The organism is Paenibacillus sp. BIHB 4019 (assembly GCF_002741035.1).
In the GTDB taxonomy this organism is placed as follows: Bacteria; Bacillota; Bacilli; order Paenibacillales; family Paenibacillaceae; genus Pristimantibacillus.
The window spans coordinates 3,689,090-3,714,181 of record NZ_CP016808.1; the positions used below are offsets into that span (position 1 = coordinate 3,689,090).

Sequence of the window (25,092 nt, forward strand, 5' to 3'; positions counted from 1 at the left end):
GGTTATCTTGACTTTGAATTGATGGTTTAACATTTTGGGCTATTTTATAATGTAGGGCAGTAGGACTTGATAGGTATAAAGGTTTAGTCAGGTTTAGTTTTGAAGGGAGATAGCCTAGTGAATGTTATTGGGGGAACACGCCGAAAGGGGCTGTTATGGAAAATCGCACTGCTCGGAATCGCGCTGACGATAAGCGGATGCGCTTCGTCCTCCGAACCGGATCAAGCTCGGGAGCGGGCGCTTAGCGGCTCGTCTAACGAGGTGGTCATTGGAGTGGTATGGCCATTTGAGCAGCAGAACGATCAATTTCATGAAGGGCTTCAATTGGCGCTTGAGCAAATCAATCAGGAAGGCATTCTGGGCGGGAAGAAAATCAAGCTGATGGAAATGGATGATGAAGCCTCTACGACAAAAGGCATGGCGATTGCACAGCAATTTGCGGATAATCCAGCTGTCAGTGCGGTCATCGGTCATCGTGGTTCTTCCGTCACGGTACCAGCGTCACGCATTTATGCGCATGCGGGCATTGTGCTGCTGACGCCGGCATCAACATCACCGAAGCTCACTGATGTGAACAGCTCTTATATTTTCCGCAATATTCCTAATGATAATCAGCTTGGACAGGCGCTTGCCATGTACGCTGGTGGAACGAAGCACCGTAATATAGCGATTTATTATACGGATGACGAGTATGGTAGAGGACTGGCGAATGCTTTCGAAGATCAGGCATCCCAGTCTGGGCTGCGCGTCGTTGACCGTTTGTCAGGCTATAAGGATACGGCTGATATTTTGCGCATTGTCGATAAGTGGAAAACGCTCGATAGCGATCTTATTATGGTGGCCGCGAGGGCAAGCGAAGGAATCTCCTTCGTAAAAGCCATTCGCGCAGCTGGCATGGATATTCCCGTCATTGGCGGCGATGCGCTGGATTCGGCGGAATTTGCCAAAGCGGGTGAAGCGGTGGAAGGAACGATTGTCGCTTCCGTATATTATGAGCTTGGACCTTCCGAGCTTAATCAAAGCTTCCGGCAGCAGTATATCGACAAATATGGGAAGGAGCCGGGCAAATGGGCGGCGCAGGCCTATGATTCGCTCAAGCTGCTTGCTGACGGCATCGAGAAAGCGGGCTCCCGCAGCCCGAAAGCGATATCTGCCGCGCTGTCTGAGCTCAAGGGCTGGGAAGGGGTCACAGGCCAGCATTCCTTTGATGCCCATGGCGACGTTCAGGGCATGAGCATCGTCATGAAAAAGCTGGAGGCAGGAACCTTCAAGCGTCTGGATGAGGTGCTCCTTCCGAATCCATTGTAAGGCAGTGTTAGGCTTCAACACTTGGGAGGTAGCGATGAATAATCATGTTTTTCGTAAAGTGGCACTTGAGCGGTTGTCTTCCCCGGAGCAGCTCGACAATTTGGTTCGGGTAACCTCGCCTCGCGGCTGGCTTATGCTCACGGGTGTAGGTTTGCTCATTGTCGCCGCCTTGTATTGGGGGATATTCGGCACGATGACCGTCAAAGCGGATGGGCCGGGCGTGCTTATTCGCCCAGGCGGACTGAAAACGGTTCATGCCTCTGCGGCTGGAGCGATGTCTGATATTCGTGTGGTCGAAAATGACACGGTGAAGCAAGGCGAGGTCATTGGCCGGATGGAGCAGCCGGAGCTGCTGGAGCAAATGAAGCAGACTAAGCTTGCGATTGCGAGCCTTGAAGGGGCGACAGCTGAAGACAGGGCCGGCCGTGTAGCGGAGCTTAAAAGCCTGAAGCAGCAGCTCGAGCAGCAGCAGCTCGGCTATGAATACAGCACAAGAGTGATAAGTCCGTACACGGGCAAAGTGAAAGAGGTATTGGTGAAGACGGGCAATTACATTGGGGATGGCTCCGATATTATCAGGCTCGAAACGTATGGCGTGCAGACGGATGAGCTGATTGCCGTGCTGTATGTGCCGGTCAGTCAGGGCCGGCAGCTGCTTCCGGGCATGGAGGTGCGCGTCTCGCCAGGCTCGATTAACCGCGAAGAGTTTGGCTCGCTGATTGGGCAGGTCGTCTCGGTATCCGAGTTTCCAGTAACGGTGCAGGGAATGATGTCTACGCTCGGCAATGAAGGTCTTGTACAGCAAATGGCGTCGCAGGGCGTATCGCTTGAAATTCGCGTCAATCTCTCCCCTAACTCCGAGATGGCAAGCGGCTACAGCTGGACGACAGAGCAAGGTCCGCCCGTTCGGCTAAGCAGCGGCATGATGGTCGATGGTTCCATCACCGTCAGCTCGCAGCGCCCGATTGCGACCGTCATTCCATATTTTAAATAAAAAAAGCATGGTGAAAAAGGCGCAGCGGAATGAAAAGATTAGGCAGAGAAACGCGGGGTGTTCGCTTTTAGCCTTGAATTTCCCCGTACGCGGGTTTATTCATAGAAATTCAAGGCTAATGGCGATCAGTTGCCCAATCTTTTCATGCAGCGCAGCCCTTCTTCACCAAGCCTAACGGAGGAGAGCGGATTCGTGGCCTCAAAAAGAGTAAAGACGCCAACCGTATTGCAAATGGAGGCCGTAGAGTGCGGAGCGGCTTCACTTGCTATCGTGCTCGGTTATTATAAGAGCTTCATTCCGCTTGAGGAGCTGCGGATTGCCTGCGGTGTCTCCCGGGATGGAAGCAAGGCCAGCAATGTGCTTAAAGCAGCGCGCCAATATGGCATGGAAGCGAAAGGGTATCGCAAAAATCCGGAAGACTTAAAAACGATGGAATGGCCGCTGATCATCCACTGGAATTTCAATCATTTCCTTGTACTGGAGGGCATTCAAAACGATCGTGTGTTTTTGAATGATCCGGTCACGGGTCCCCGTGAAATTACATTCGAGGAGTTTGACCAATCCTTTACCGGCGTTGCGATTGCAATTAAGCCATCCCCTACATATGTCCGTCAAGGGAAAGCGCCAAGTGTGCTGAGCTCGCTGTCCAGCCGAATCAAAGGGTCGGAAAAGGCGCTCATCTTCGCCATAGTGGCTGGATTATTTCTCGTATTGCCGGGCCTAGTTATTCCGGTGTTCAGTAAGGTGTTTATTGACCAAGTATTGCTGGGCAATTTGAAAAATTGGCTGTTCCCGCTGCTTATCGGCATGGGGCTGACCGCTTTGCTCCGGGCGTTCCTGACGTGGCTGCAGCGCTATTACTTGCTCAGGCTGGAAATGAAGCTTGCTCTAAGCTCATCCAGCCGTTTTTTCTGGCATGTGCTGCGGCTGCCGATTGAGTTTTTCTCCCAGCGGTTTAGTGGAGATATTGCGGCAAGGGTTGCCATTAACGACCGCGTTGCCCAACTGCTGTCCGGGCAGCTTGCTGTAGCGGCGCTCAACTGCGTCATGATTGTGTTTTATTTGCTGCTGATGCTGCAATACAGCGTAGCATTGACTGGCATCGCTATCGGGGCTTCCCTGCTTAACCTTGTCTTCATGCGGTTTATTACTCGCAAACGCAACGACCAAAATTTGCGCCTGCTGCAGGAGGCCGGCAAGATGCAAGGCGTATCCATGAATGGCCTTCAAGTCATTGAGACGTTGAAATCGAACAGCTCCGAGGCGGATTTTTTCGTCAAGTGGTCGGGCTATCAGGCGAAGCTGCTCAATTCTACCCAGCAGTTTGGGGTATCGAACCAGTTTCTAATGGCTATTCCTGCTTTGCTGACGAGTCTAAGCGCCATTGCGATTTTGTTTCTCGGCGGCTTTCAGGTTATGGATGGGGCGCTGACCATCGGCTCGCTGGTTGCCTTTCAAAGTCTTGCCGCAAGCTTCAGTCAGCCGGTCAACGAAATGGTTGCGCTGGCGGGCACGATTCAAGAAGCGGGAGGAAGCATGAAACGGCTGGATGATGTGCTGCAATATCCGATTGATAGGCAAATGCAGCAAAATCAGGAGCAGGCTTCTGAGTCGCCTGATATGGCGAAGCTATCGGGGCAAATCGAAATTAGCAATTTGACATACGGCTACAGCAAGCTGGAAGGTCCGCTGATTGACCGGTTTAATTTATCGATTCAGCCGGGAATGAAGGTCGCATTGGTTGGCGGCTCCGGCAGCGGAAAATCGACGATTGCGAAGCTGATTGCCGGCATTTATGAGCCGTGGGACGGGGATATCCGCTTCGACGGGTTAAAACGCGATGAAATTTCCCGCAATCGGATGGGCAATTCGCTTGCCGTTGTCGATCAGGACATTGTGCTGCTGGAAGGAACGATTAAAGAGAATATTACGTTTTGGGATTCTACCATACCGGAGATAGACGTCGTTCGGGCTGCAAAGGATGCGGTGATCCATGATCATATAGCGGAGCGCAGCGGCGGTTATGAGCATATGATTTCGGAAAATGGCGGCAATTTCAGCGGGGGACAGCGCCAGCGTCTGGAAATTGCAAGGGCGCTGGCTGGCAATCCATCGATTGTTATTTTGGATGAGGCGACAAGCGCGCTGGATCCGGCAACGGAGAAAAAGGTAGACGATAGTCTGAGGCGCAGAGGCTTGACCTGCATTACAGTGGCCCACCGGCTCAGCACTATTCGGGACGCGGATGAAATCGTTGTGCTGGAGCGCGGAAAGATCATCGAACGGGGCACGCATACTTCTCTTATGGAACGAAATGGCTATTATACCCGTCTCATCCAAAATCAGTAGACATGGTGCGAAAAGGAGGTGGAAAAGTGGCTGTAGCAATAAAATCCAACCTGCATTCATTTTTTGAAGGGTACGGTACTTGTCATGAGGTGGAAGGCAACAGGCCGATTCTAATAACCGATCAAAATGATGTATGGTATGTCGATTCCGGTTATGTGGATATTTTCGCCGTGACCGTTGAGCTTGAAAATGGCGGGACGAGAAACAAGCGGCGCTATTTATTCAGTTTGGAGGAAGGGGCTCTCCTATTCGGTTTTGAGGATGATGCAGGAGTAGAGAAAGCGGGCTTGCTGCTGACAGCATCCTTGGGTACGAAAGTATTCCAAATGAACCGGGATATATTCATGAGCCATAGAGCGGAATACAGGCTGAACGACGAGCAGCTTGCCCCTTTAATTGATCAATGGGTAGGCTGCTGGTCAGCAGCGCTGAGTGTACGAAATGCACCGCCGGAGTTTGAGCTGCTGGAGCAAAGCGAGCATCTTGTGCTGGCAGAAGGTCAAACCTGGCGGTCTCTGCAAACGGTATGGGTGAAAATACGTGACGGCGTCGTCTACTGGGTATCCGAACATCCGATTACAGCGGAGGAGCCTTATTACATACCCGTGACCTCCTCCAGCTGGCTGGAAACGAGGCAGGCTGCGGAGCTCGAATTGCGGAGCACGCTCGTTTGGCTGCAAAATGACCAGCAGCTGCAAGGCTTATATGCGTTTCATCAATTCATCGCAAGCCGCTTGGCTGTGCTGTTGACGAAGGAGCGGCTGCAGGAGCATGAACGCCTGCTCCGGCGAACAGAGCATGACGATTCGCTAATGGATCATGCGCTCAAGCGATTGCTTGCCGTTACAGGACCGGAAGATCAGCGAGCTGCTGCTTTCCATTCAACCGATCCGCTGTTTATGGCCTGCCGCATCGTCGGCGAATATGCCAGCATCGTCATCAGGCCGGTGGGCAGAAAGCTAAAAAAACAGTCGCAGCGTTCACCTATTCAAGAACTGGCTGAATCCTCTGGCGTCCGCTCCCGCAAGGTCGTACTCAAAGGGGAATGGTGGAAGGAGGATAACGGGCCGCTGGTCGCGTTCATGGAATTATCCCGTGAGCCCGTCGCCCTGATTCCGGCTTCTGCCGGCTCCTACACGTGGGAAAATCCGCTTAGCGGCGAAAAAGGCATCGTTCATGCCGATATGGCGGCTGGCCTCGAGCCGATGGCTTATATGTTTTATCGGACCTTTCCAGCTCGTGTGCTCGGCATAAAAGACATTTTGCAGTTTGGCACGCATCATTCGATTCGGCGGGACCTCATTATGGTTCTGCTCATGGGTGCGTTAGCCGGCTTGCTCGGCATTATGCTGCCGGTTGCTACCGGCATATTGGTAGATACGATTATTCCGGAATCGTATCGCGGACCGCTCGTCCAGATGGCGCTGATTCTCGTCTCTGCCGTCCTGTCGATTGCCTTGTTCCGGCTGGCGGGGTCGCTCGCTTCGATGCGAATGGAGGGACGGGTAGAAAGCACGATTCAGGCGGCAATTTGGGATCGGCTGCTGAATTTGCCGGTATCCTTTTTCCGCAACTATACCGCTGGTGATTTGGCATCGAGAGCGAGCAGCATAAATACGATCAGGCAGCTTTTATCAGGGGCGGTTTTGGGCTCGCTGCTGACGGGTGTATTTTCTATTTTTCAATATGCGCTGCTGTTTCGTTACAGCCCGAGTCTTGCTTTGGTGGCCGGGGGCCTTGTGCTCATTTCCATGACGTTTACGGTTACCATTGGCTTGCTGCAAATTCGTTACCAGCGTAGGCTGCTGGATATTCAAGGCCGTATTTCCGGCACGGTGCTCCAGCTGCTGAACGGCATTAGCAAATTTCGGATGGCGGCGGCGGAAAACCGCGCTTTCTTCTTATGGGCAAGAGCGTTTGCGGAGCAAAAGAAATTGTCCTTCAAGGTTAGAATGCTGGATAACTACTCCAGCGTGTTTCAATCCTTTTTCCCCTTGGCCACCTCCATGGTGCTGTTTTATTTGGTCGTTTCCAGCAATTCCGCGCTGTCGGCGGGACAATTTATCGCTTTCTTCTCCGCCTTCTCCAGCTTTCTAATGGCGATGCTGGCGATGGCTTCCGCGCTGCTGTCGGTCGTGCATATCGTGCCGCTGTATGAGCGGGCGAAGCCGATTTTAAAGACGCTGCCCGAAATGCATGATCAGCTGGAAGATCCGGGCGAAGTGAGCGGGTCGATTGAAATTCGCCATATCCAGTTTCGCTATGCTGAGGATCAGCCGCTCGTGCTGAATGATCTGTCGATGAACATTAAAGCAGGGCAGTATGTCGCCTTCGTCGGCGCTTCCGGCTGCGGCAAGTCCACGCTTATGCGGCTATTGCTTGGTTTTGAGCAGCCTCAGGGCGGCTCGGTTTATTTTGACGGACAGGATTTGCGCTCGCTTGATGTGGGATTGCTGAGGAGCCAGTTTGGCGTTGTTTTGCAAAACAGCAAGCTGATGTCCGGCGATATTTTCACCAATATTATTGGAACCTCCGATTTGACGCTTCAGGATGCTTGGGAAGCAGCGGAGATGGCGGGCTTTGATGACGATATCCGCAGCATGCCGATGGCGATGCATACGGTAATATCCGAAGGCGGAGGCACGCTTTCCGGCGGGCAGCGCCAGCGCCTAATGATTGCTAGGGCGATTGCCAAGCGGCCGAAAATTCTCTTTTTTGACGAGGCTACGAGTGCGCTGGACAACCGGACGCAAAGCATCGTCAGCCAAAGCTTGACCAAATTGCAGGTGACGAGGATCGTCATTGCCCATCGTTTGAGCACGATTACGCAGGCTGATCACATTTATGTGTTTGACAAAGGGCGGATTATTCAATCCGGCACTTATGAGGAGCTGCTGCAGCAGAAGGGCTTGTTCGCGGAGCTTGCCAGCCGCCAATTGGCGTAACAATTGAACTAAAATTGACTGAAAGTTGAAGGCAGCTTGAAGCTGGGCTTTTATTCTAAAAGGTGTAAGTACAAATGGAGAATATGGGAGGAATTGAAACATGAGCTGGACGCAGGAGCAGTTTAATGAAACGGTGCACGCCGTCATTGCGAAAGCGAATTCGGATGCAGAGTTTCGCGCACTTGCAGTAAGCGATATTTATGCAGCCATCAAAGCGGCAACCGGGCATGAAGTACCGCAGCAATTTAAAATCAATATCGTCGACGCAACAGGCTATCACAGCACAATCGTATTGCCAGAAGTGCGCAGAGCGGCAGACGAGCTGACAGAAACGGAGCTTGAAGCCGTTGCTGGCGGCAGCAAAACAGGGTTCCCAGAGGGTGTTACGCCATTCATTGAACCCCCTTTTCGTGATGCAGCCCACCCCGTTGGCCCAATTACATCACTTCCTGTGAATGGCGGCATCATTACAAAATAATAGAAGCAATATTTGAACTAAAATTGAACGAGAGTTGAGAGCAGATTGAAGCTAGGCTGTTATTCTAATACCTGTAAGAAACAAAACTACATTATTGGAGGAATTAAATCATGAGTTGGAATGAACAGCAAGTTACGGATACGGTAAATGCAGTAATCACGAAAGCGGCTTCGGATGCAGAATTCCGCGCGCTTGCAGTAAGCGACATCTACGCAGCAATTAAATCAGCAACAGGACATGAAGTTCCACAAGAATTTAAAATCAACATCGTTGATGGAACGGGCTACCACGCGACAATCGTACTTCCAGAAGTACGCGGCGCGGCTGATGAGCTGACAGAAACAGAACTCGAATCCGTTGCTGGCGGCAGCAAGCAGGGCGCTAACGACTTCTTCAATGGCGTAGGCTCGATTGCTGAAAATGCAGCTAACACGGCTATCCGCGTTGGCGAAAATATCGGTAATGCAACAGCTGACCAAATCAGAAACGCTTAATTCCATTATTTCTTTCATACTTAAATAAAGCTTGCATTGGAGTGATATCCGCCGCTGAGGCACGATGTCGCTCCAAATTTATAGAGAAGCGATGAGAGGGACAGCTGCTAGCCAACGATTGCCCGCGGTTTCCAGCGGAAGCTGCTTCGTCGCAATGCCTAACAAGAGGGTGCTTGTGTGTCGGTTGTGTCTGTTCTGTCATTCAAATGGGTCAAGTCTTTCTGGATGATTATGCTGTGCATGGTGTCGGGTATAGCTACTGGCCTCTATGCGCCAAATATCGCTCATTCGGTAGCGGATTTCGGCGATCTTTATTTATCCTTTCTTAAAATGTGTGTCATTCCGATTATGATGACCGCCATTATTTCCAGCATCGGCAGCTTATTCATCAAAAGCGGCGCCATGAAAACGATTGGACGCATGTGCCTCGTCTATGCCGCTGCACTCGTCATTTCCGGCGTATGCGGGCTGGTATTTGGGGAAATCGGACATCCGGGGGCCGGATTGCCGGAGCAATCGAAGCAGGTGCTTGGTGCGATCGTCAACGACTCCAGTACAAATGGGGCAGCAGTGGAAGAGGAGAAATCCCAAGGCATTTTATTGTTTTTGCTCGACATGATACCATCGAATATTTTTACAGCACTGATGGAAAACAATACGCTGCAAATTTTGTTCTTCTCCGTTATCGTCGGCGTAGCTGTCGGCATGATGCGAACGAGGCAAGGGGAAGATGTGCTGCAGCTGGCGGACGTTTTGTTTCGTGCTTTTCAAAAGGCGATTTCCTGGTCGATGTACGCGCTGCCGTTTGCTTTGTTTTGCATGATGGCTGGTCAGTTTGCCACGTTGAACTTGGACATTTTGCCCGCCATGCTCAAGCTGATCATGATGTTTTATCTCGTTAGCATCGTTTTAATTATCGTCTCTGTCGCCGTATTATCATTGCAATTGCGCCAGCCTGTCAAGGTGGTCATCGGCGCTTTAAAGGAGTCGCTTATTTTAGCATTTGGCACGCGAAACAGCATTGCTACCGTTCCATCCTGCATGCATGCTTTAAGCAAAGAGCTGAATTTGCAGCCGCACGCGATTCAACTGGTTGTACCGATCGGCATGATTATGTGCCGTTACAGCATGGTGCTTGTCTATACGCTAGGCATTGCATTTACCGCTCAATTGTATGAATACGACTTTACGATGATGCAGTGGATGCTGGTGCTGGTCGGAGCTGTATTGACTTCTATCGCAGGAGCAGGTTCGCCGGGCGTCGTATCGATTGGCATGATTGCGATTATAGCAGGGATGCTGAAGCTTCCGGCTGAAGTGACGATCATTTTATTGCTGGCGATTAACCCGATTATCGATCCCATTATTACGGCGGCTAATGTATCTATTAACTGCGCTACGGCTTCACTTCTGTCAGCCAGAAAGGAACCTCATGTACAAGATAAAGAGATTAGCGCCTAATGACAGATTGAAATACAAGCCGCTCATGTTTCAGTGGCTTTATTTGCAATTGGAGCAGAGCGAGAGGAGCGGTCAAGGGCAAAGCCGCTTTATGCTGATTGGGGCGGAAATGGGAGATGAGCCGGCAGGCTTGGCTGTGCTGGAGCTGCGGGAAGGGGCAGGGGCGCAGCATGCGATATTGCAATGCCTGTTCGTAGCGAAGCCATGGCGCAGGAAGGGGATTGCCTCCTCCATAATGAGAGAAGTGCGAAGCCTATGCCTTGAGAATCAAATGGCAAGCCTTGAAGTTTATTATTATTCCGGAAAGTCTTCTACGGAGACGATAGAAACGTGGCTGCAAAAAGAAGGCTGGACACAGCCGTTATGCGACGCGGTTGTTTTCCATATAAATAGCGATATCGCCCGCGCAAGCTGGCTGCGGGAACGTGCTTTGCCAAGCGGCTTGGAGCTATTTCTATGGGCGGATAAGAAGGAACAGGAGCTTAAACAATCGATTGAAGCAGCAGCAGCTGTCTTTCCAGATTTTCTGTCGCCATTCAAAACCTTTGCGCCTTTGGAGCCGAGCAACAGCCTTGGGCTAATGTCGGAGCAGGGGATTAAGGGCTGGTCGATGACGTATCGGTTGACCGAGGATACGATATTGTATGATGCGGTCTACATAGCACCCGAATATCAGCAGGTAGGCTTAGCTTTCCACATGCTGGCGAGGTCGATCCGGCTTCAATTGGAAGCGGGCATTCCTTACGGCATTTTTACAGTGAACCGAGGGACCCCTGTCATGATGAAGCTCGCGCAGCAATGGCTTGCGCCTTATTCATGGAAGACGAGCGAGAAGCGGATTAGTTATTTGCCATTGAAGTAGGGATTTGGGGGAATGAACATGAAGGACAATGAACGCACCCATCGTATTGCGGTAACAGGTATAGGCGTATTGTGCGCGCTGGGCAATGAGCCTCAGGCCGTCTTTGAGCGAATGTTCGCGTCAGAGACAGGAATTGGGACAGTTACCCGTTTTAAGACGGATACATTGTTAAGCTCGCTTGCCGGACAATTGGACGAATCGTGGCGGGAGGCGGCACTTGCACATACGGCAGAACAGTCGATGGACTGGTGTGCGCGGTATGCGATTGCGGCTGCCAGGCAGGCGCTCCATAGCAGCGGCCTTGCCATTGAACAAGGAGATGCCGCAGCGCAAGCATATGCAGTGGATTCAGCAGATGGTGCTGCATCTGAAACTGCTGCTGCGCATCAGATCCCAGCCTCAAGAATTGGGCTGTCGCTTGGAACGTGCAACGGTGGCATATTATCGCTGGAGAAGCAGTGGGATTTGTCGGCGCTGGATGTGGAAAATACAGCTAATTATCCGTTTTACCAGCAGGGGGATGATACTGCGCGGCTGCTGGGCGTGCAGGGACCGGTGGCGACGTTAAATACGGCATGTGCCGCTAGTGGCAATGCAATCGGCTATGCCAGCGATATGATTCGCTGGGGATATGCCGATGTCATGCTCGCAGGCGGTTCAGATCCGCTGTCGCATAGTGTATATGCCGGATTTAATGTACTCCGGGCGCTTAATCCGCTGCCATCCTCGCCGTTTGGCAGCCGCTTTGGCCTTAATCTGGGCGAGGGAGCGGCATTTGTCGTGCTGGAGCGGCTCGATGCCGCCGCTGCGCGCGGAGCGACCATCTATGCGGAGCTATGCGCCTATGGGCTGAGCAATGATGCCCATCATATGACGGCGCCGCATCCGGAAGGCGCAGGGATGCAGCGGGCGGTAGATATGGCCCTGAGCCTTGCGCAGGTGGCCAAACAGGATATTGAATACGTGAACGCGCATGGCACCGGAACGCAGGCGAACGACCGCGCGGAAATAAGCGGTTTGAAACGCAGCTTTGGCGAGCAGCTTACCATTCCGGTCAGCTCAAGCAAAGCGTATTTTGGGCACAGCCTAGGGACCGCTGCTGCCCTTGAGCTTGTCACTTCGCTTTATGCGATCAAGCAAGGCTATGTGCCGGCAACGCTGCATTTTGACACGGCGCGCGAAGGCTGCGAAGAGGCGGACATTATTCAGCACAGCATGCGCCCGATGCGTCCAAAGTATATCGTCAGCAATAATGCCGCCTTTGGCGGACACAACGTTTCATTAGTACTGCGGACGGATGATTTGAATGATGCAGCGCTGCTGCATACGGAAAGCATAGCCCCGCTCGCCAAGCGGCGGGTTGTCATTACCGGGCTTGGTGCTGTTGGCGGCGGCCATATTCATCAGGGCAGCATCCTGAATGGGCTTGCAGATGACGCTTCCTCAGAAGCAGTCGGCGCATCCTCTTTTTCCCTGAAGGAATATGACAAAAGCAAATATGAGCGCCGAATGAATCAGCTGTCGCAAAATACGATCGGAGCAGCCCTTGCTGCACTGGGGGACGCGCAAATAAACGAGGCGGAGAAGGAAGAGCTCGGCTTTATTTTTGGCACAGCCCGGGGCAGTACAGATAGCATTTCGCAATATTTGGAGTCGGTATTTGTGAAAGGGCCGGAATATGCGAGCAGCATTTATTTTCCGCATACGGTCATTAATTCAATTGCCGGGCAGACGGCGGAGAAGCTGAAGCTGCTGGGCTTCAACAGCTCATTCAGCACAGGAGGCAATGAGGGCCTGACGGCAGCGCTGTATGCTGCTGGAAAAATCCGCGAGCGTACGTTGTCCTCCTGCCTTATTGGAGCGGGAGATGAACGCTCGGCGCTGTCGAGCGACATAGACCGTGCGAAAGGCTTGCAGGCGAGCCGCTTTCGGATGGTAGAGGGCAGCGTCTGCATGGTGCTTTGTGGCCTGGAGCAGGCGAGGCAAAGGCAGTCCGGCATTTATGCGGAATTAAGCGGCTTTGGCACCGCCTTTGGAACAGCGGCAAATGCTTCCCAGCAGGAAGCGACGCTTTGCAAAGCGGTAACCGAAGCATTAAATGAAGCGGGAATGGGCATTACGCAGCTTGATCTGATTTTGCTGAATACGGTCGGCAGGCCTGACGAAACAGAAGGCGAGCATCGCGCATTATCTTCATTGGCCGCCCATGGCCAGACACCGCCCATTATCAGCTTTAATGAAAGCGCCGGGTTTGGCGAATCCTACAGCTCGATGCTGCACCTTGCTGCGGCTGCGGAGCTTGTGAGCGGTAAAGCCGCAAGTGAGATGGCGAGTGGCGCTTATGTCCATCTGGGTATGCCGCAGCAAATGGCTCAGCTTCAGCATGTGTTAGCGATAAGCTCGACGGTCAACGGCAGCTACTGCGCGGCAGTTGTTAGCGCATGGAACGATTGACAGGCGCTTGCATGAGGCACTATTTCACGCTGCAAAAAAGGTTAATACACAAGGAGGCGCATACGTATGAGCGCAGAGCAGATTTTAGACATGGAAACGATTAAACAGACGGTTAAGCAGCAGCTGCTAATTGACAGGCTTAAGCTTGAGGATATAACGGCGGAGGAAATTACTGACGATATGATTTTATTCGGCGATGGGCTGGGCCTGGATTCGGTAGAAGCGTTCGAGGTTATGGTAGGCATGGAGGAATTGTACGGGGTAATGGTGGAGCAAATTCCGGCCGATGAATTAAAAATCCATTTGAAAAATGTCCAGTCCATAGCCGAGCTGATTATGGCAAGCCAGCAGAAGGGGACCGAAGGGCCATGATCTTTCGTGATCACGTCATCTTGATTACTGGCGTAACACGCGGCATTGGCCGGTCCATCGCCCTGCGATTTCTTGCAGAAGGAGCTGTCGTTGCCGGCATATATGTGCGGGATGATGAAGCGGCGGAGCAGCTGCGGGGCGATGCGGAGGAAGCTGGCGGACGGATTAGTTTGTACAAAGGCTCTGTCAGCGATCATCATTTTGTAGCAAATGTAATGAAGGACGTTTTCGATACGTATGGCCGTCTGGATGTGCTGGTCAACAATGCAGGACGTACGAATGACCAAATGGCGCTATTTATGGAAGAGCAGCAGTGGAATGAGGTGCTGGATACGAATTTTATCGGCACCTGCTGCTGCTCGCAGGAGGCGGTCAGCTATATGCTGCGCCTGGGGAAGGGCGCCATTATTAATATGGTGTCCGTCAGCGGCATTTACGGACGCGAAGCCCAGACGAATTACGCCGCTTCCAAAGGCGCGATTATGGGCTTAACGAAGCTGTATGCCCGGCTTTACGCCTCGCGGAACATTCAAGTGAGCGCCGTTGCGCCAGGCATGATTGAGACCGAAATGGCCCAAGGGGTGCCAGCGGAGAAAATGGCTGATTTTTTAAAGCATACGGCAGCCGGGAGGCTTGGCTCAGCTGAGGAGGTGGCCGAAGCGGTTATGTATTTGGCGGGACCTCTAGCAAGCTATCATGCAGGTCAAACGTTGAAAATAGATGGCGGCTTTTTGCGTTAAGCTGGATTGGGTTAGAAGGGGGAATTGATGATGAAAACCGCATTTTTGCATCATGCCGAAAGTGCTTCGGGCACAGCGATAGCGCTATATTTGCTGCAGCGGGGCATCCGGGTTGCGGCGAGCTTCCAGACGCCTGAGCAGGCGGAGCGGTTTACGGCAGAGCTGACGCCTCCGTTGCAGGAGCAATGTCAGACGATTGTTGCACCAGACGTTCAAATGAAAGCTGTCGAGTCGGCGATAGCGGGCATAGCCGAGCAGATGCAAGGGCTTGACCTGTATATTCATGGCCATGATTGGGTGGACGAGCTGGAGGCGCTGCTGCATGATCCCGCCGAGTTCGCCTTGAAAAGCTACAGCCTTCTGAGCGAGCTGTTTTTGTACAGCCGGGCGGCAGGAAGCGTGATGGCCCGCAAGCAGCGGGGGCAGATCATCGTGCCGATGCTGGCAGATTCGCTGCATTACGACGGCTTCCCTTCATCCCCGGTATATAACCAGGGAGCGCTCGCTTTTGTCAAAAGCTTCGCCAAGGAGCTGGCGCCGTTCCGCGTAACTGTAAATGCACTGACATTTGGGTATTTTCGCAAGGAGAAGCAAGCAGCTGCTGGCCGAAGTAATCGCAAGCCGTTTGATATTTATGCATTAAAACCGCCAGTGCCGGAATTGGAAGAGCTCGCCCACGGGCTCGGCCTGCTTCTTGATTATGGTCATGGCATGAGCGGTCAAAATACGACATGGGGTTACGGTGTTCAGTCTGTTCTCTAGCAAGGACATGAGAGCGCGGCTTAAGGTAACCTTTGAAAGAGGCGGGGCATATGGGATATCAGCAGCAGGCCGAGAACGATCAGAAAAAGGAAAATGGGCAGGCTGATGAGCTGTTGGAGGAAGAGCTGGAAGAGGTTGTTGGAGGCTTGGCGACCGTCTCGATTCCACGCTGCAAGCTTTGCCATGTTCGTATCGCTGTGTATGACATGACCGTATGCGCAGTATGCTTTCGCACAACTCAAGTTTCGCATGGAGGGGAGGATGGCCAGCAATGATCGGCAAATACGATCGCTTGGCCTTCTGCTTGTTTTTGGTGTTGGTAATAGGCTTTATTACAGCATCATGTGCAAGCATGTCACAGCAGGCCTATCAATTGAAATCAGACAAACAAGCTCATGCAGCAAGTCCAGCCGCCTCCAGCCCATCTCCCGCAAGTTCTGCCGTTCCGGCTGCTAAAGCGGGGGTGGGGGAGAATGCTGGAAGCAAGGCGGAGCTTCCGGTTTATACAGAGGAGCAATTAAAGGCTTACCCGGAGGACATCCGGGACATTTTGAGCAGAGGCAAGCTGAGGGTAGCCCTCTATAAGGAGGACCGCTATCCATTTTTTTATGTAGATGATCAGGGAGTGCTTCGCGGAAGCGATGTTGAGCTTGCAAACGACATCGCTCTTAAGCTTGGTGTACAAGCAGCATTTATACGTACGGCTGATTCTTTTAATGAAGTGATTAATCAAGTATCCCTAGGGGAGGCGGATATCGGCGTTTCCAAGCTGAGCATTACCTTGGAGCGGGCGAAGCGGGTATTATTTTCCGATGCCTATTTGAATTTGAAACAAGCGCTGTTAATTAACCGTATGCAGCTTGCCGCAATTACTGAAAAAGGCGATGCTGCTGATCCGCTTGCCCTCATCCAAGGCCGCGGGGAGCAGGTGGGCATTGTCGGAGGCACCTCTTATGCGGGCTTTGCCCAGGAGCTTTTTCCAAATCAAAGCCAGGCGAGCTATCCGAATTCGGCCGAGCTGTTTGATGGCGTAAGGCAAGGGGATGTGCTGGCAGTCGTCTATGATGCCTTTGAAATTTCCCGTTATTTGAAAAAATACCCTTCGTATTCGCTCCAGCTGCAATTCGTGCAATTGGACGATCACGATGATGATATTGCCATTGCCGTCGATCCGCAGCGCTATCATCTCCACCAGTGGATAAACACCTATCTCCATATGGAGCAGAAGGAAATTCAAAAACGGCTTGAAAACTTTGATATATAAGAGAAACGGCTGTCGCCGTCCTTTGACGGCAAAGCGATGTTTCGCGTTGAAATATAAGCCATTACAAGTATGAAACTTATAGATTTTTATTTTTCAAAAAAATGATATGGTATGATGCATAGGCGAGCGTTACTGCTCCGGCCATCATATTTTGCAATAAAAAGGGGTAATCAGCGGTGAAGCTTTCATGAAGAAACGTGTGCCTTTCCTCTATTTTTTCGTTCCGATAGCGCTGGCTGCATTTATATTCATAATACTGATGACTTTTAATTCTGCTTTGGATAAGAATAAACCAGAAGCGAGTAGGGGGAAGCTGTCGATTACAGCACAGGATCAGATTGCGGGTAATGGCAGCTCGCTCGATGGCGAGTGGGAATTTTACTGGAATCAGCTGTTGGAGCCTGATGATTTTACAGCGGGGAACGCCAGCGAGGCTGGCTACATAAAAGTGCCCAGCTCATGGAGCAAGCATGAAGTTGACGGACAAAAGCACACAAGCAAGGGCTATGCCACCTATCATCTTGTCGTACAATTGCCGAAGACGGACATCGAGCTGGGCCTGGTTGCTAAAGGGATAACATCCGCCCACCGCATGTGGATCAATGGCAAGCTCGTTTCTGAAAGCGGAGTTGTAGGCCGAAGCGAGGCGGAGGCGACACCCTATATGATGCCGTCAGTGCTTCGGTTGGAGGCAGGGCAGACGCAGGCAGACATTGTCGTTCAAGTGTCCAACTACACGCAGCGCAAAGCAGGCCTGTTTGCTTCTTTAACTTTGGGAGAATACGACAGCCTGGATCAATATATGAGAAAAAAGCTCGTATTTGAGAGTATGCTAATTGGCTGCATGCTCATTATGGGACTCTACCACATCGTTTTATTTATCCTCTTGCGTAAAAATTGGGAATCTTTATTTTTTGGCCTTATTTGTGTTTTGCTGGCTATGAAAAACAGCTCCCAATCCCAATACACGTTATCCGTCTTATTTCAAAGCTTAAACGATAATGTTTTAGTGAAAATTGAATATTTAGGCTTTCTCGGGAGCGCCCCGCTATTTGTGCTGTTTTTCTATTACAGCTTTCCAGGCCAAGTGACAAAACGGATGCGAAATATACTATGGATTCCGGGCGGGCTGCTTACCTTGTTTATTATGGTGACGCCGGTTCAAGTGTTTACAAAGCTGGCAATTGTCATGCAGGTTTATGCGATTGTGATTGGCTTTGTGCTCATTCAGTATGTATTTAAGGCTGCCATTGGCAGGCTGTCAGGCGCAAATTTGATGCTGACGGGCACCGTCGTCTTTTTTATTACGGTCGTCAACGATATTTTGATGAGCAATGACACGATTAGAACGGGCATCTATTTTCCATATGGGCTGCTGTTTTTAATTATTTGCTTATCCATTATTGTGTCGATCAAATTTTCCAATGCGATAAAAACGAATGAACGCCTATCCGCCCGCCTGCTCGATTTGGATAAGGTGAAGGATGAGTTTTTGGCCAACACCTCCCATGAGCTCCGCACGCCGCTGAACGGCATAATCGGGCTGGCGCAGTCGCTGCTTTACAGCATGCATGATCGGATGGAGGACAGCCAGCGTGTGCATTTGAATATGATTGTATCGAGCGGGCAGCGCATGTCCTATTTGATTAATGATATTTTGGATTACGCTCTATTAAAAAATAATGATATGCGCCTTCATATTGCGAAAATCGATTTGCATCAGCTGGCGCAGGTTGTGCTGACCGTCGTCAAGCCGCTGGTGACGGGCAGAGATTTAGTGCTCCTTAATCAAATTGGCACGGATTTTCCGCCGATTTATGCCGATGAAAACCGGATGCAGCAAATTTTGTTTAATTTAATAGGCAATGCGATCAAGTATACGCCATCGGGGTATGTGACGATAAGTGCACAGCATTACCGCGACTATGTGGAAATTCACGTCGAGGATACCGGCATCGGCATAGCAGAAGACAAATTTGAAATCATTTTCAACCCGTTTGAGAAGCTTGAATCCATTGATGATACGGGAGCCGGTCTTGGACTTAAAATTACGAAGCAGCTTGTCGAACTGCATGGCGGGGAAATTACAGTATGGTCGAAGGTGGGACAGGGCTCTCTATTCAGCTTCACGATTCTTCATCAGCCGGTTAATCGTTCGGCTGGATCGTTGATGGCGCAGAAGGAGACGGGCAGGCAGGCGTTCATGGCTGATAAGAAGCATCAAGCTGCTGAATCGATGGCAGCATCCTTATATGCTCCAGCAGGGGATAGAAGCGATGCAGAGCTGTCTGTGCAGCGTCCTTATCGCGTGCTTATTGTGGACGATGAACCGGTGAATTTGCAAGTGGTCATTCAACAGCTGGCGCCGCTGCCATGCGTATTCGAGACCGCCACTAGCGGCGCTGAGGTGCTGGCGCGCATGGATGAGCTGCATGAGGTCGATTTGGTTATTGCCGATTTAATGATGGTTGGCATGTCCGGCTATGAGCTGTGCGGTCTGATTAGAGAAACGTACAATTTAATTGAGCTGCCTATTTTAATTATGACAGCCAGCAGCAGGGATCATACGATTAAAGCCTGCTTCAGCGCAGGAGCAAATGATTATATTTCGAAGCCGATTGGGCGCAATGAGCTCGTAAGCCGCGTTCGCACGCTGCTGCTGTTAAAGAGGTCCGTTCAGGAAGTGAGCCTGAATGCGCAGCAGCTTGCAGAGCTAAACGAGCAGCTTTCTGAGCTGAACACGAATCTGGAGCAACGCATTCATGAGCGAACGGTGGAATTGGAGCGCAAAAACAAAGATTTAAGCCGGCTGGAGCTGTCACGCAGGCGGCTGCTCAGCGATATTTCCCATGAGCTTCGTACGCCGATGACAGCGATTCAAGGCTATGTAGAAGCGATCGTATCTGGACTTGTGGAGCAGGAAGCGGATAAAAAAAGATATTTGCAGATGGTTTTGGTCAAAGCGCTCGGTCTAAACCGTTTAATCCATGATTTATTCGAGCTGTCGCGCCTGGAATCAGGCAAATCCGAAATGATCTTTCTCATGATGACGCTTCAGGAGCTGGTGGCGAAAATCGAGGATAAATTCATGCTCGATGTCGTGCGCGCCGGGCTGCAATATGATTTTCAGCTGTCATTCGATGCAGCAAAGCTGGCTGAATACCATGTCGTGGTGGACATGGACCGTATTACGCAGGTGCTGACCAACCTCGTATTTAATGCGATTCAGCACACGGGGGCGGAAGGGCAAATTCGCATACATTGTGCGATCGAAGAATGGGCAGGCGATGGCGATTCCGCCGGCCAGCTCACCATACGTGTTCAGGATAATGGGGCAGGCATGCAGAAGGAGTCGCTGCCGTTTGTATTTGACCGCTTCTTTCGGGAAAAGCATGATCGGCAGGCGGTTCAGGGGAGCGGAATTGGCCTTGCGATTGCCAAAGAAATCGTCCACTATCATGAGGGGGAAATTCATGTGGAGAGCACGCTGGGAGTAGGAAGCACCTTCTATTTCACGCTTCCGCTGTACGTTTTTGAATAGCGGGCGGAACGAGCTTTTTATTAAAATATCAGCATAAATAAGTATCACACTTAACATAGGCTTATACTTCACCCTCGATACGTTAGCTTTGCCGCCAGAAGACGGTTTCAGCCGTTTACGCTTAATTCTGTGAAAATGTTAATCCTATAGACCTATTTAGCTGTGTTATAATTTTGCCCAGAGAAAGAATGCTGGGAGATTGCTCCAGCTAGGGCCGTATTTTAGCTGAGGCGCTGCGACGGTTTGCTGTCATCGCTTCAAATGAAATACGTCCACAATATTCTGGGAGGTACGTATGATTAAAGAAAGCAGGCCGGTTAAACGGCTAATATTCGCTATGGTTTTGGGAATGCTTCTGCTATGCATCGGGCCCTTGGCAAGCGCTTCGGCTGCGGATGACGCGAAGATTAAACTCGACGGCAAGCAAGTAGTGCTGAATGATTCTACGTTTATTCTGGATGGAAGATTATATGTGCCTGTGGCCCGCATCGCTGAATTGTTCAGTGCCAAGTCGAGCTGGGATAGCGACAATGAGGAAGTAACGATAAACACGGCATTGAATGATAAAATCGTACTTGGAAACGAAGTGCCCGTTGTCTATTTCAACGATGAGCGTTATGTGATGGATGCGGCTCCCGTTTTCAAGGAAGGAAGATTGTATGCGCCCCTGCGCCAGTTTGCCGAAATGCTGCATGCCGATTTGCAAGTGAATGCACAGTCAGGCGATATTGAGCTTGCTACTGTGAAGCCAGCAGTAGTAACAGACAAATACGGGATAGACGAGATTAGCAAGGAAACGCGCAGCAGCAAGACGGAGCTGCTTAAGCGCAACGGACTGGATAGCAAGACCAAGCTTAAAGCAGGTACGAAGCTGAAGGTGGTCATTCCTTCGATTTTCGATCACGCAGCGGACCCGTTTACAGAAGCAGATTTGACGCTGCTTGCCAAGATTACAATGGTTGAATCAGGCTATGAGTCGTATCAAGGGCAGCTTGCCTTGGCGAATGTTATTTTGAACAGAGTGAAGGACTCCCGTTTTCCGAATACGATTCGTGAAGTGATTTATTCCGGCAGACAGTTCCCGCCAGCCCACAATGGCCTCCTTGATAAAAGCAAGCCCAATGAAGGCTCCCTGCGCGCAGCTAAGGAAGCGCTCAACGGCAAGAACAATGTGCAAAATGCCATCTACTTCTTTAACCCCAATGTATCCCAAGGCGCGTTCTGGGATAGCCTGGAAGTTATTGCGACAATCGGCAATCATAGCTTCGCAAAATAGGAACGACACATATAGAGAAGTCCGTTATGGCGTAATGAGCCGTAACGGACTTTTTTGAAATATAGGAAAGGATATGATGTTTCCATCCTTTCTCTATATTTCTCGGACTGAAACGCGCCGCGCCGCCAAAGGAAGGCGCCAGCCGTTTCACCTTGCTGTATGGACCTAAGAAGCTGGCTTGGGATTCAAACGTTTATAGTCAGCTTCTTGCTCGGCAGTTGCTTTAGGAATATCCATGCCTTTTTCCCAAATGATGAGACGGTCGCTGTTATTTTTGCCTTGGTAGTAAATGATTGTTTTTTCTTGAGCAGGGTCGGGACTATTCGGGGCTGACCAATATTCGGGCAATACCTCAAGCTTTTTGTCTTGTTCAGAAAAGAAACGCCTGCGCTCATAGATTTGGTGTACTTCCCTATTGGTATCGCTTAGCGAACGAACGTTGCTTAAATAGCCATTCACATTAGCTGTAATTCGGAAATGAATGGAACCATCCTTCATTTGATAGACATCGCTGATCGAGATATCACTGCTGGCTATAGGAAATTTTCTCGGGCTGAAAAAATAGTAGGCAGTCAATAAAACAATAACAGCGATACAAACGCTGATACCAGCTATAATCCACTGTCTTCGTTTGATTTTTTTTAGAAAATTGATCTGCTTCTGTGGAGCCGCCTGAAAGCCCTCCGTCTCCGTCATCATGCTGTCGAGCACCTGCCTGCAATCGCTGCAGGAAGCGAGATGCTGTTGGATGGCTTCATTCGTGTCTTCGCTTGTCAGCCCTTCGATATAGTTGGGCAGCAAATCCTGCACAATATGGCAATTTAATTGTTGTCCCATTATACGCTCCCTTTCATCATTTTTTGTTTGCCCCGGTAAAAGGTTACTCTGGCCCAAGCTTCGCTTTTTTCCAAAATTTCTCCGATCTCGGCAAAGCTTAATTCGCCGGAAAGCCGCAAGTACATCACTTCTTTCGTCGTTTCATCCAATTGATGCAGCATGCGAAACAAGGAGAGCTTATCTTCCTTATGTAAAATATCTGCTTCGACCTGCTGCCCCATAGAAACAGGAACATCACATGCCTCCAAGGAGACGGATGGCATTTTTTTGTTTTTATTAAGCTCCCTATACCACGCGCGCTTAGCGATTTGGCATAACCAGACCGACATTTTGCAATCGCCGCGAAAGTTGTGGATCCCCTTCATCGCTTGAAAAAACGTCTCCTGCGTCAGCTCCTCCGACAAATCGGCATTTTGCGTCAAGCTGTACAAATATTTATAAACCGTTTGCGCGTACGTGCTATAGAGCTGCTCCATGCTTTCCATTTCTACACCTCCTACCCTATAAGTGCGTGAACATTGGATTTCGTTACAGCTGCTCTGCAATATTTTTTTAAACCGGTTGAAAGCATAACTATGATAATTTAGTTTACTGTATCACAGTGGAAAAGGCTGGATTTTTATTGGAAACCGCTTTAAAATAGAGTTGTAAAATGAAACTGTGTTTCACTATGCGAAACAGGAGGCAGAATATATGGCTTATCATTTTTATGGTATTGATCATGTTCAGCTGGCAGCCCCGGAAGGCTGCGAAACAGAGGCAAGGAGCTTTTTTAACGGCATATTGGGGTGGACGGAAATTCCAAAGCCGGAAATGCTGAAAAAACGTGGCGGGGTCTGGTTTGAATGCGGCACCCATCAAGTACACATTGGGGTACAGCGGGATTTTGTTCCGGCAACGAAAGCCCATCCTGCCTTTCACGTACAGAGCCTGGATGAATTGCGCGAGCATTTGCTTCAGCATCATATCCAGATAATCGACGACGAGGCCAGAGCAGATGAAGGGGGCAAACGCTTCTATTTAAACGATCCATTTGGTAACCGCCTTGAGTTTCTAGAGTGGCTCTCCTAAGCGATTAATAAGCCGAAGGCAGGCGTCTATACGCAAAAGCCCCTATCCGAGGATGAACCCGGACAGAGGCTTAGCAATCAAAACGCATATGCATTCAGTATATGGAAGAGGCAGCTCTACGCTTTAATAGAGGCGATATGCAGCTGCTTATTGCGTTCTTTGAAGCGCACATTATGGGAGGACACGTAGGCGTATTGATCCGCTTCCGGCTCCATATACAGTTTGGCGCTGTTCAGGGCAAGCACAGCATCGGTAAACGTTCCGGCAATCAGCCTGACCTTGCTGTCATAATGGACGCAGTCGCCAGCTGCGAAAATGCCCGGCACATTCGTCGCCAGACGGTTGCTGACGTTGATTGCCCATTCGCCCAGCTCAATGCCCCACTCTGCAATCGGGCCGTAGTCGCTCGTATAGCCATGGTTGACGACTACCGCATCAACATCAAGCACCTCGGATTCGCCCGTCTCGGCATGGGTAATCGTAACGCTGTGAATCGTCTCCCCTTGCCCGTTCAGCTGGCTGACGAAATAAGGCGTGCGTACATCAGCAGTTGCCATCATATCCGCGACATGCTTCTCCATCGCTTTGAATTGGTCGCGGCGGTGAATAACGATAACCTCTGCTCCAATGCCTGTAAGCTCATTTGCCCAATCGACGGCGGAATTGCCGCCGCCTGAGATCAGCACTCTTTTTCCACGGAAGGAGATCAGCTCTTGAATGGTGTAATGCAGATTCGTCACCTCGTAGCGGTCAGCACCCTGAATATCAAGCTTCTGAATTTGCGTGATGCCGCGGCCTACGGTCACAATGACCGTACGCGATAGATGCTGCTCGCCAGTTGTCGAGGTAAGAAGGAAGTTGCCATCCTCTTGCTTAACGACGCCGACGATTTTTTGGTTGAACACAAGGGTAGGGTCAAACGTGCGAGCCTGCTGCTCCAGCCAAGCAATCAGCTTGTCGCAGCGCATCGGTGGAATGCCGCCGACGTCCCAAATCATTTTCTCCGGGTATGTGTGCAGAAAGCCGCCAAGCTCATTTTGAGCTTCAATCAGCTTTGTTTTTAAATCGCGCATTCCGCTATAGAAAGCAGTGTACATGCCCGCAGGGCCTCCACCAATAATCGTTACATCAAATAATTCCAAGGATTCAGACATTTGAGCTAGCCTCCAATTATAATGAAAATCATTATCAACTCACTATTTTCTATAGTAAAGGAGAATAAGGGGGGCGTCAACAATTGGCATATGGCAAAAAAGAAATTTTTTCCGAGTAGTGCTCTGGTCAGAATCCGGTCAGAATCCGTTCAGAGCTATTTGCTATGATTTATGTAGGATGCTGATATCAATAAAGCGGAGGGGAATTTATGGCACTGCAATATTCCTTAATGTTTGAGGAGCGGTCGTTGACACAGTCGATGGTGACAAAGGTTTTTAAGCAACTGGGCTTTGTGACCGAGCAACTGGTTCCGCTTGCGGGTGGTTTTCGGGTGGATGAGTTTAATGAAAGAATCGGGTTCTCGATGACGGTTATCGATACGCTCGATATGTCATTTGGATGGGATTCCGACTATTTGGAAGACGAATTTATGTACCAGCAGCATGTGAGCTTTAAGCTGTACAATTCGTACGATACAGAGCCGGAGGCTTGCGAGCTGATGCTCCAAATGGTGTTCAGCCTACTTGATATGGCGGGCTCGGATGCCCTCCTGACATTTAGCGATTCGGAAATTTTTTACCGGAAAAATAACGCCTTCTACGTCAATAATGATTTTGGCTTCTGGGAGCATGACAGCGTGAAAGCTTTAATCGGTACGATGGAGTATCAGCCGTTTAGATCGTTTGTCCATATATAAGCTGTTCATATAAGTTTGAATAATAAATAATA

The 25,092-nt window shown here is 50.4% G+C and carries 21 protein-coding genes; 18 read left to right on the forward strand and 3 right to left on the reverse strand.

Annotation, left to right across the window (positions count from 1 at the left end; translation table 11 throughout):
• Positions 1-117: 117 nt before the first annotated feature.
• From BBD42_RS16015 to BBD42_RS16090, 16 genes are all read left to right on the forward strand, one after another.
• Positions 118-1,308, forward strand: a complete 1,191-nt coding sequence (locus BBD42_RS16015) for an ABC transporter substrate-binding protein (protein ID WP_172455513.1) — start codon at positions 118-120, stop codon at positions 1,306-1,308.
• A gap of 34 nt (positions 1,309-1,342) precedes the next feature.
• Positions 1,343-2,302, forward strand: a complete 960-nt coding sequence (locus BBD42_RS16020; protein ID WP_172455514.1) for an NHLP bacteriocin system secretion protein — start codon at positions 1,343-1,345, stop codon at positions 2,300-2,302.
• A 192-nt stretch (positions 2,303-2,494) separates the two neighbouring features.
• Positions 2,495-4,651, forward strand: a complete 2,157-nt coding sequence (locus BBD42_RS16025; protein WP_216364829.1) for an NHLP family bacteriocin export ABC transporter peptidase/permease/ATPase subunit — start codon at positions 2,495-2,497, stop codon at positions 4,649-4,651.
• A gap of 26 nt (positions 4,652-4,677) precedes the next feature.
• The gene (locus BBD42_RS16030) at positions 4,678-7,596 is read left to right on the forward strand and encodes an NHLP bacteriocin export ABC transporter permease/ATPase subunit (protein WP_172455515.1); all 2,919 of its coding nucleotides are present in this window, start codon (positions 4,678-4,680) and stop codon (positions 7,594-7,596) included.
• A 100-nt stretch (positions 7,597-7,696) separates the two neighbouring features.
• Positions 7,697-8,074 (forward strand): hypothetical protein, encoded by a 378-nt coding sequence (locus BBD42_RS16035; RefSeq protein ID WP_099518964.1) that lies wholly within the window; start codon positions 7,697-7,699, stop codon positions 8,072-8,074.
• Between the two features lie 110 nt (positions 8,075-8,184).
• On the forward strand, positions 8,185-8,568 hold the full coding sequence (locus tag BBD42_RS16040; RefSeq protein ID WP_099518965.1) for a hypothetical protein: 384 nt from the start codon (positions 8,185-8,187) through the stop codon (positions 8,566-8,568).
• 177 nt (positions 8,569-8,745) lie between these two features.
• The gene (locus tag BBD42_RS16045; RefSeq protein WP_099518966.1) at positions 8,746-10,029 is read left to right on the forward strand and encodes a dicarboxylate/amino acid:cation symporter; all 1,284 of its coding nucleotides are present in this window, start codon (positions 8,746-8,748) and stop codon (positions 10,027-10,029) included.
• Positions 10,001-10,891: a GNAT family N-acetyltransferase gene (locus BBD42_RS16050; protein WP_172455516.1), complete on the forward strand. Its 891-nt coding sequence runs from the start codon at positions 10,001-10,003 to the stop codon at positions 10,889-10,891. Before BBD42_RS16045 ends, BBD42_RS16050 begins: the two co-directional genes overlap by 29 nt.
• A gap of 18 nt (positions 10,892-10,909) precedes the next feature.
• Positions 10,910-13,345, forward strand: coding sequence for a beta-ketoacyl synthase N-terminal-like domain-containing protein (locus tag BBD42_RS16055; RefSeq protein ID WP_172455517.1), 2,436 nt, complete (start codon positions 10,910-10,912; stop codon positions 13,343-13,345).
• A 66-nt stretch (positions 13,346-13,411) separates the two neighbouring features.
• Positions 13,412-13,717: a phosphopantetheine-binding protein gene (locus BBD42_RS16060; RefSeq protein WP_216364831.1), complete on the forward strand. Its 306-nt coding sequence runs from the start codon at positions 13,412-13,414 to the stop codon at positions 13,715-13,717.
• On the forward strand, positions 13,714-14,457 hold the full coding sequence (locus BBD42_RS16065) for an SDR family oxidoreductase (RefSeq protein ID WP_099518969.1): 744 nt from the start codon (positions 13,714-13,716) through the stop codon (positions 14,455-14,457). The genes BBD42_RS16060 and BBD42_RS16065 overlap by 4 nt, the downstream gene beginning before the upstream one ends.
• A gap of 27 nt (positions 14,458-14,484) precedes the next feature.
• Positions 14,485-15,219, forward strand: a complete 735-nt coding sequence (locus BBD42_RS16070; protein WP_099518970.1) for an SDR family NAD(P)-dependent oxidoreductase — start codon at positions 14,485-14,487, stop codon at positions 15,217-15,219.
• 50 nt (positions 15,220-15,269) lie between these two features.
• Complete coding sequence (locus BBD42_RS16075; protein ID WP_099518971.1) at positions 15,270-15,494, forward strand: hypothetical protein; 225 nt, start codon at positions 15,270-15,272, stop codon at positions 15,492-15,494.
• On the forward strand, positions 15,491-16,483 hold the full coding sequence (locus tag BBD42_RS16080; RefSeq protein ID WP_172455518.1) for an ABC transporter substrate-binding protein: 993 nt from the start codon (positions 15,491-15,493) through the stop codon (positions 16,481-16,483). The genes BBD42_RS16075 and BBD42_RS16080 overlap by 4 nt, the downstream gene beginning before the upstream one ends.
• A 187-nt stretch (positions 16,484-16,670) precedes the next feature.
• Positions 16,671-20,024: an ATP-binding protein gene (locus BBD42_RS16085; RefSeq protein ID WP_099518973.1), complete on the forward strand. Its 3,354-nt coding sequence runs from the start codon at positions 16,671-16,673 to the stop codon at positions 20,022-20,024.
• A 295-nt stretch (positions 20,025-20,319) separates the two neighbouring features.
• Entirely contained in the window at positions 20,320-21,300 is a 981-nt protein-coding gene (locus tag BBD42_RS16090; RefSeq protein WP_099518974.1) for a cell wall hydrolase, read from the forward strand.
• A gap of 165 nt (positions 21,301-21,465) precedes the next feature.
• On the opposite strand, the gene BBD42_RS16095 is transcribed toward BBD42_RS16090, so the two are convergent.
• Together BBD42_RS16095 and BBD42_RS16100 are read right to left on the reverse strand one after the other, a co-directional pair.
• On the reverse strand, positions 21,466-22,137 hold the full coding sequence (locus BBD42_RS16095) for a zf-HC2 domain-containing protein (RefSeq protein ID WP_099518975.1): 672 nt from the start codon (positions 22,135-22,137) through the stop codon (positions 21,466-21,468).
• Positions 22,137-22,622 carry an RNA polymerase sigma factor gene (locus tag BBD42_RS16100; protein ID WP_099518976.1) on the reverse strand — a complete coding sequence of 162 codons (486 nt, stop codon included), beginning with the start codon at positions 22,620-22,622 and terminating at the stop codon, positions 22,137-22,139. Before BBD42_RS16100 ends, BBD42_RS16095 begins: the two co-directional genes overlap by 1 nt.
• 208 nt (positions 22,623-22,830) lie before the next feature.
• On the opposite strand from BBD42_RS16100, the gene BBD42_RS16105 reads away from it, so the two are divergent.
• Complete coding sequence (locus BBD42_RS16105) at positions 22,831-23,208, forward strand: VOC family protein (RefSeq protein WP_099518977.1); 378 nt, start codon at positions 22,831-22,833, stop codon at positions 23,206-23,208.
• A gap of 116 nt (positions 23,209-23,324) precedes the next feature.
• On the opposite strand, the gene BBD42_RS16110 is transcribed toward BBD42_RS16105, so the two are convergent.
• On the reverse strand, positions 23,325-24,362 hold the full coding sequence (locus BBD42_RS16110) for an NAD(P)/FAD-dependent oxidoreductase (protein WP_099518978.1): 1,038 nt from the start codon (positions 24,360-24,362) through the stop codon (positions 23,325-23,327).
• A gap of 209 nt (positions 24,363-24,571) precedes the next feature.
• On the opposite strand from BBD42_RS16110, the gene BBD42_RS16115 reads away from it, so the two are divergent.
• A complete protein-coding gene (locus BBD42_RS16115) occupies positions 24,572-25,060 on the forward strand; it encodes a SitI3 family protein (protein WP_099518979.1) in 489 nt (162 codons plus the stop codon).
• Positions 25,061-25,092 lie beyond the last annotated feature (32 nt).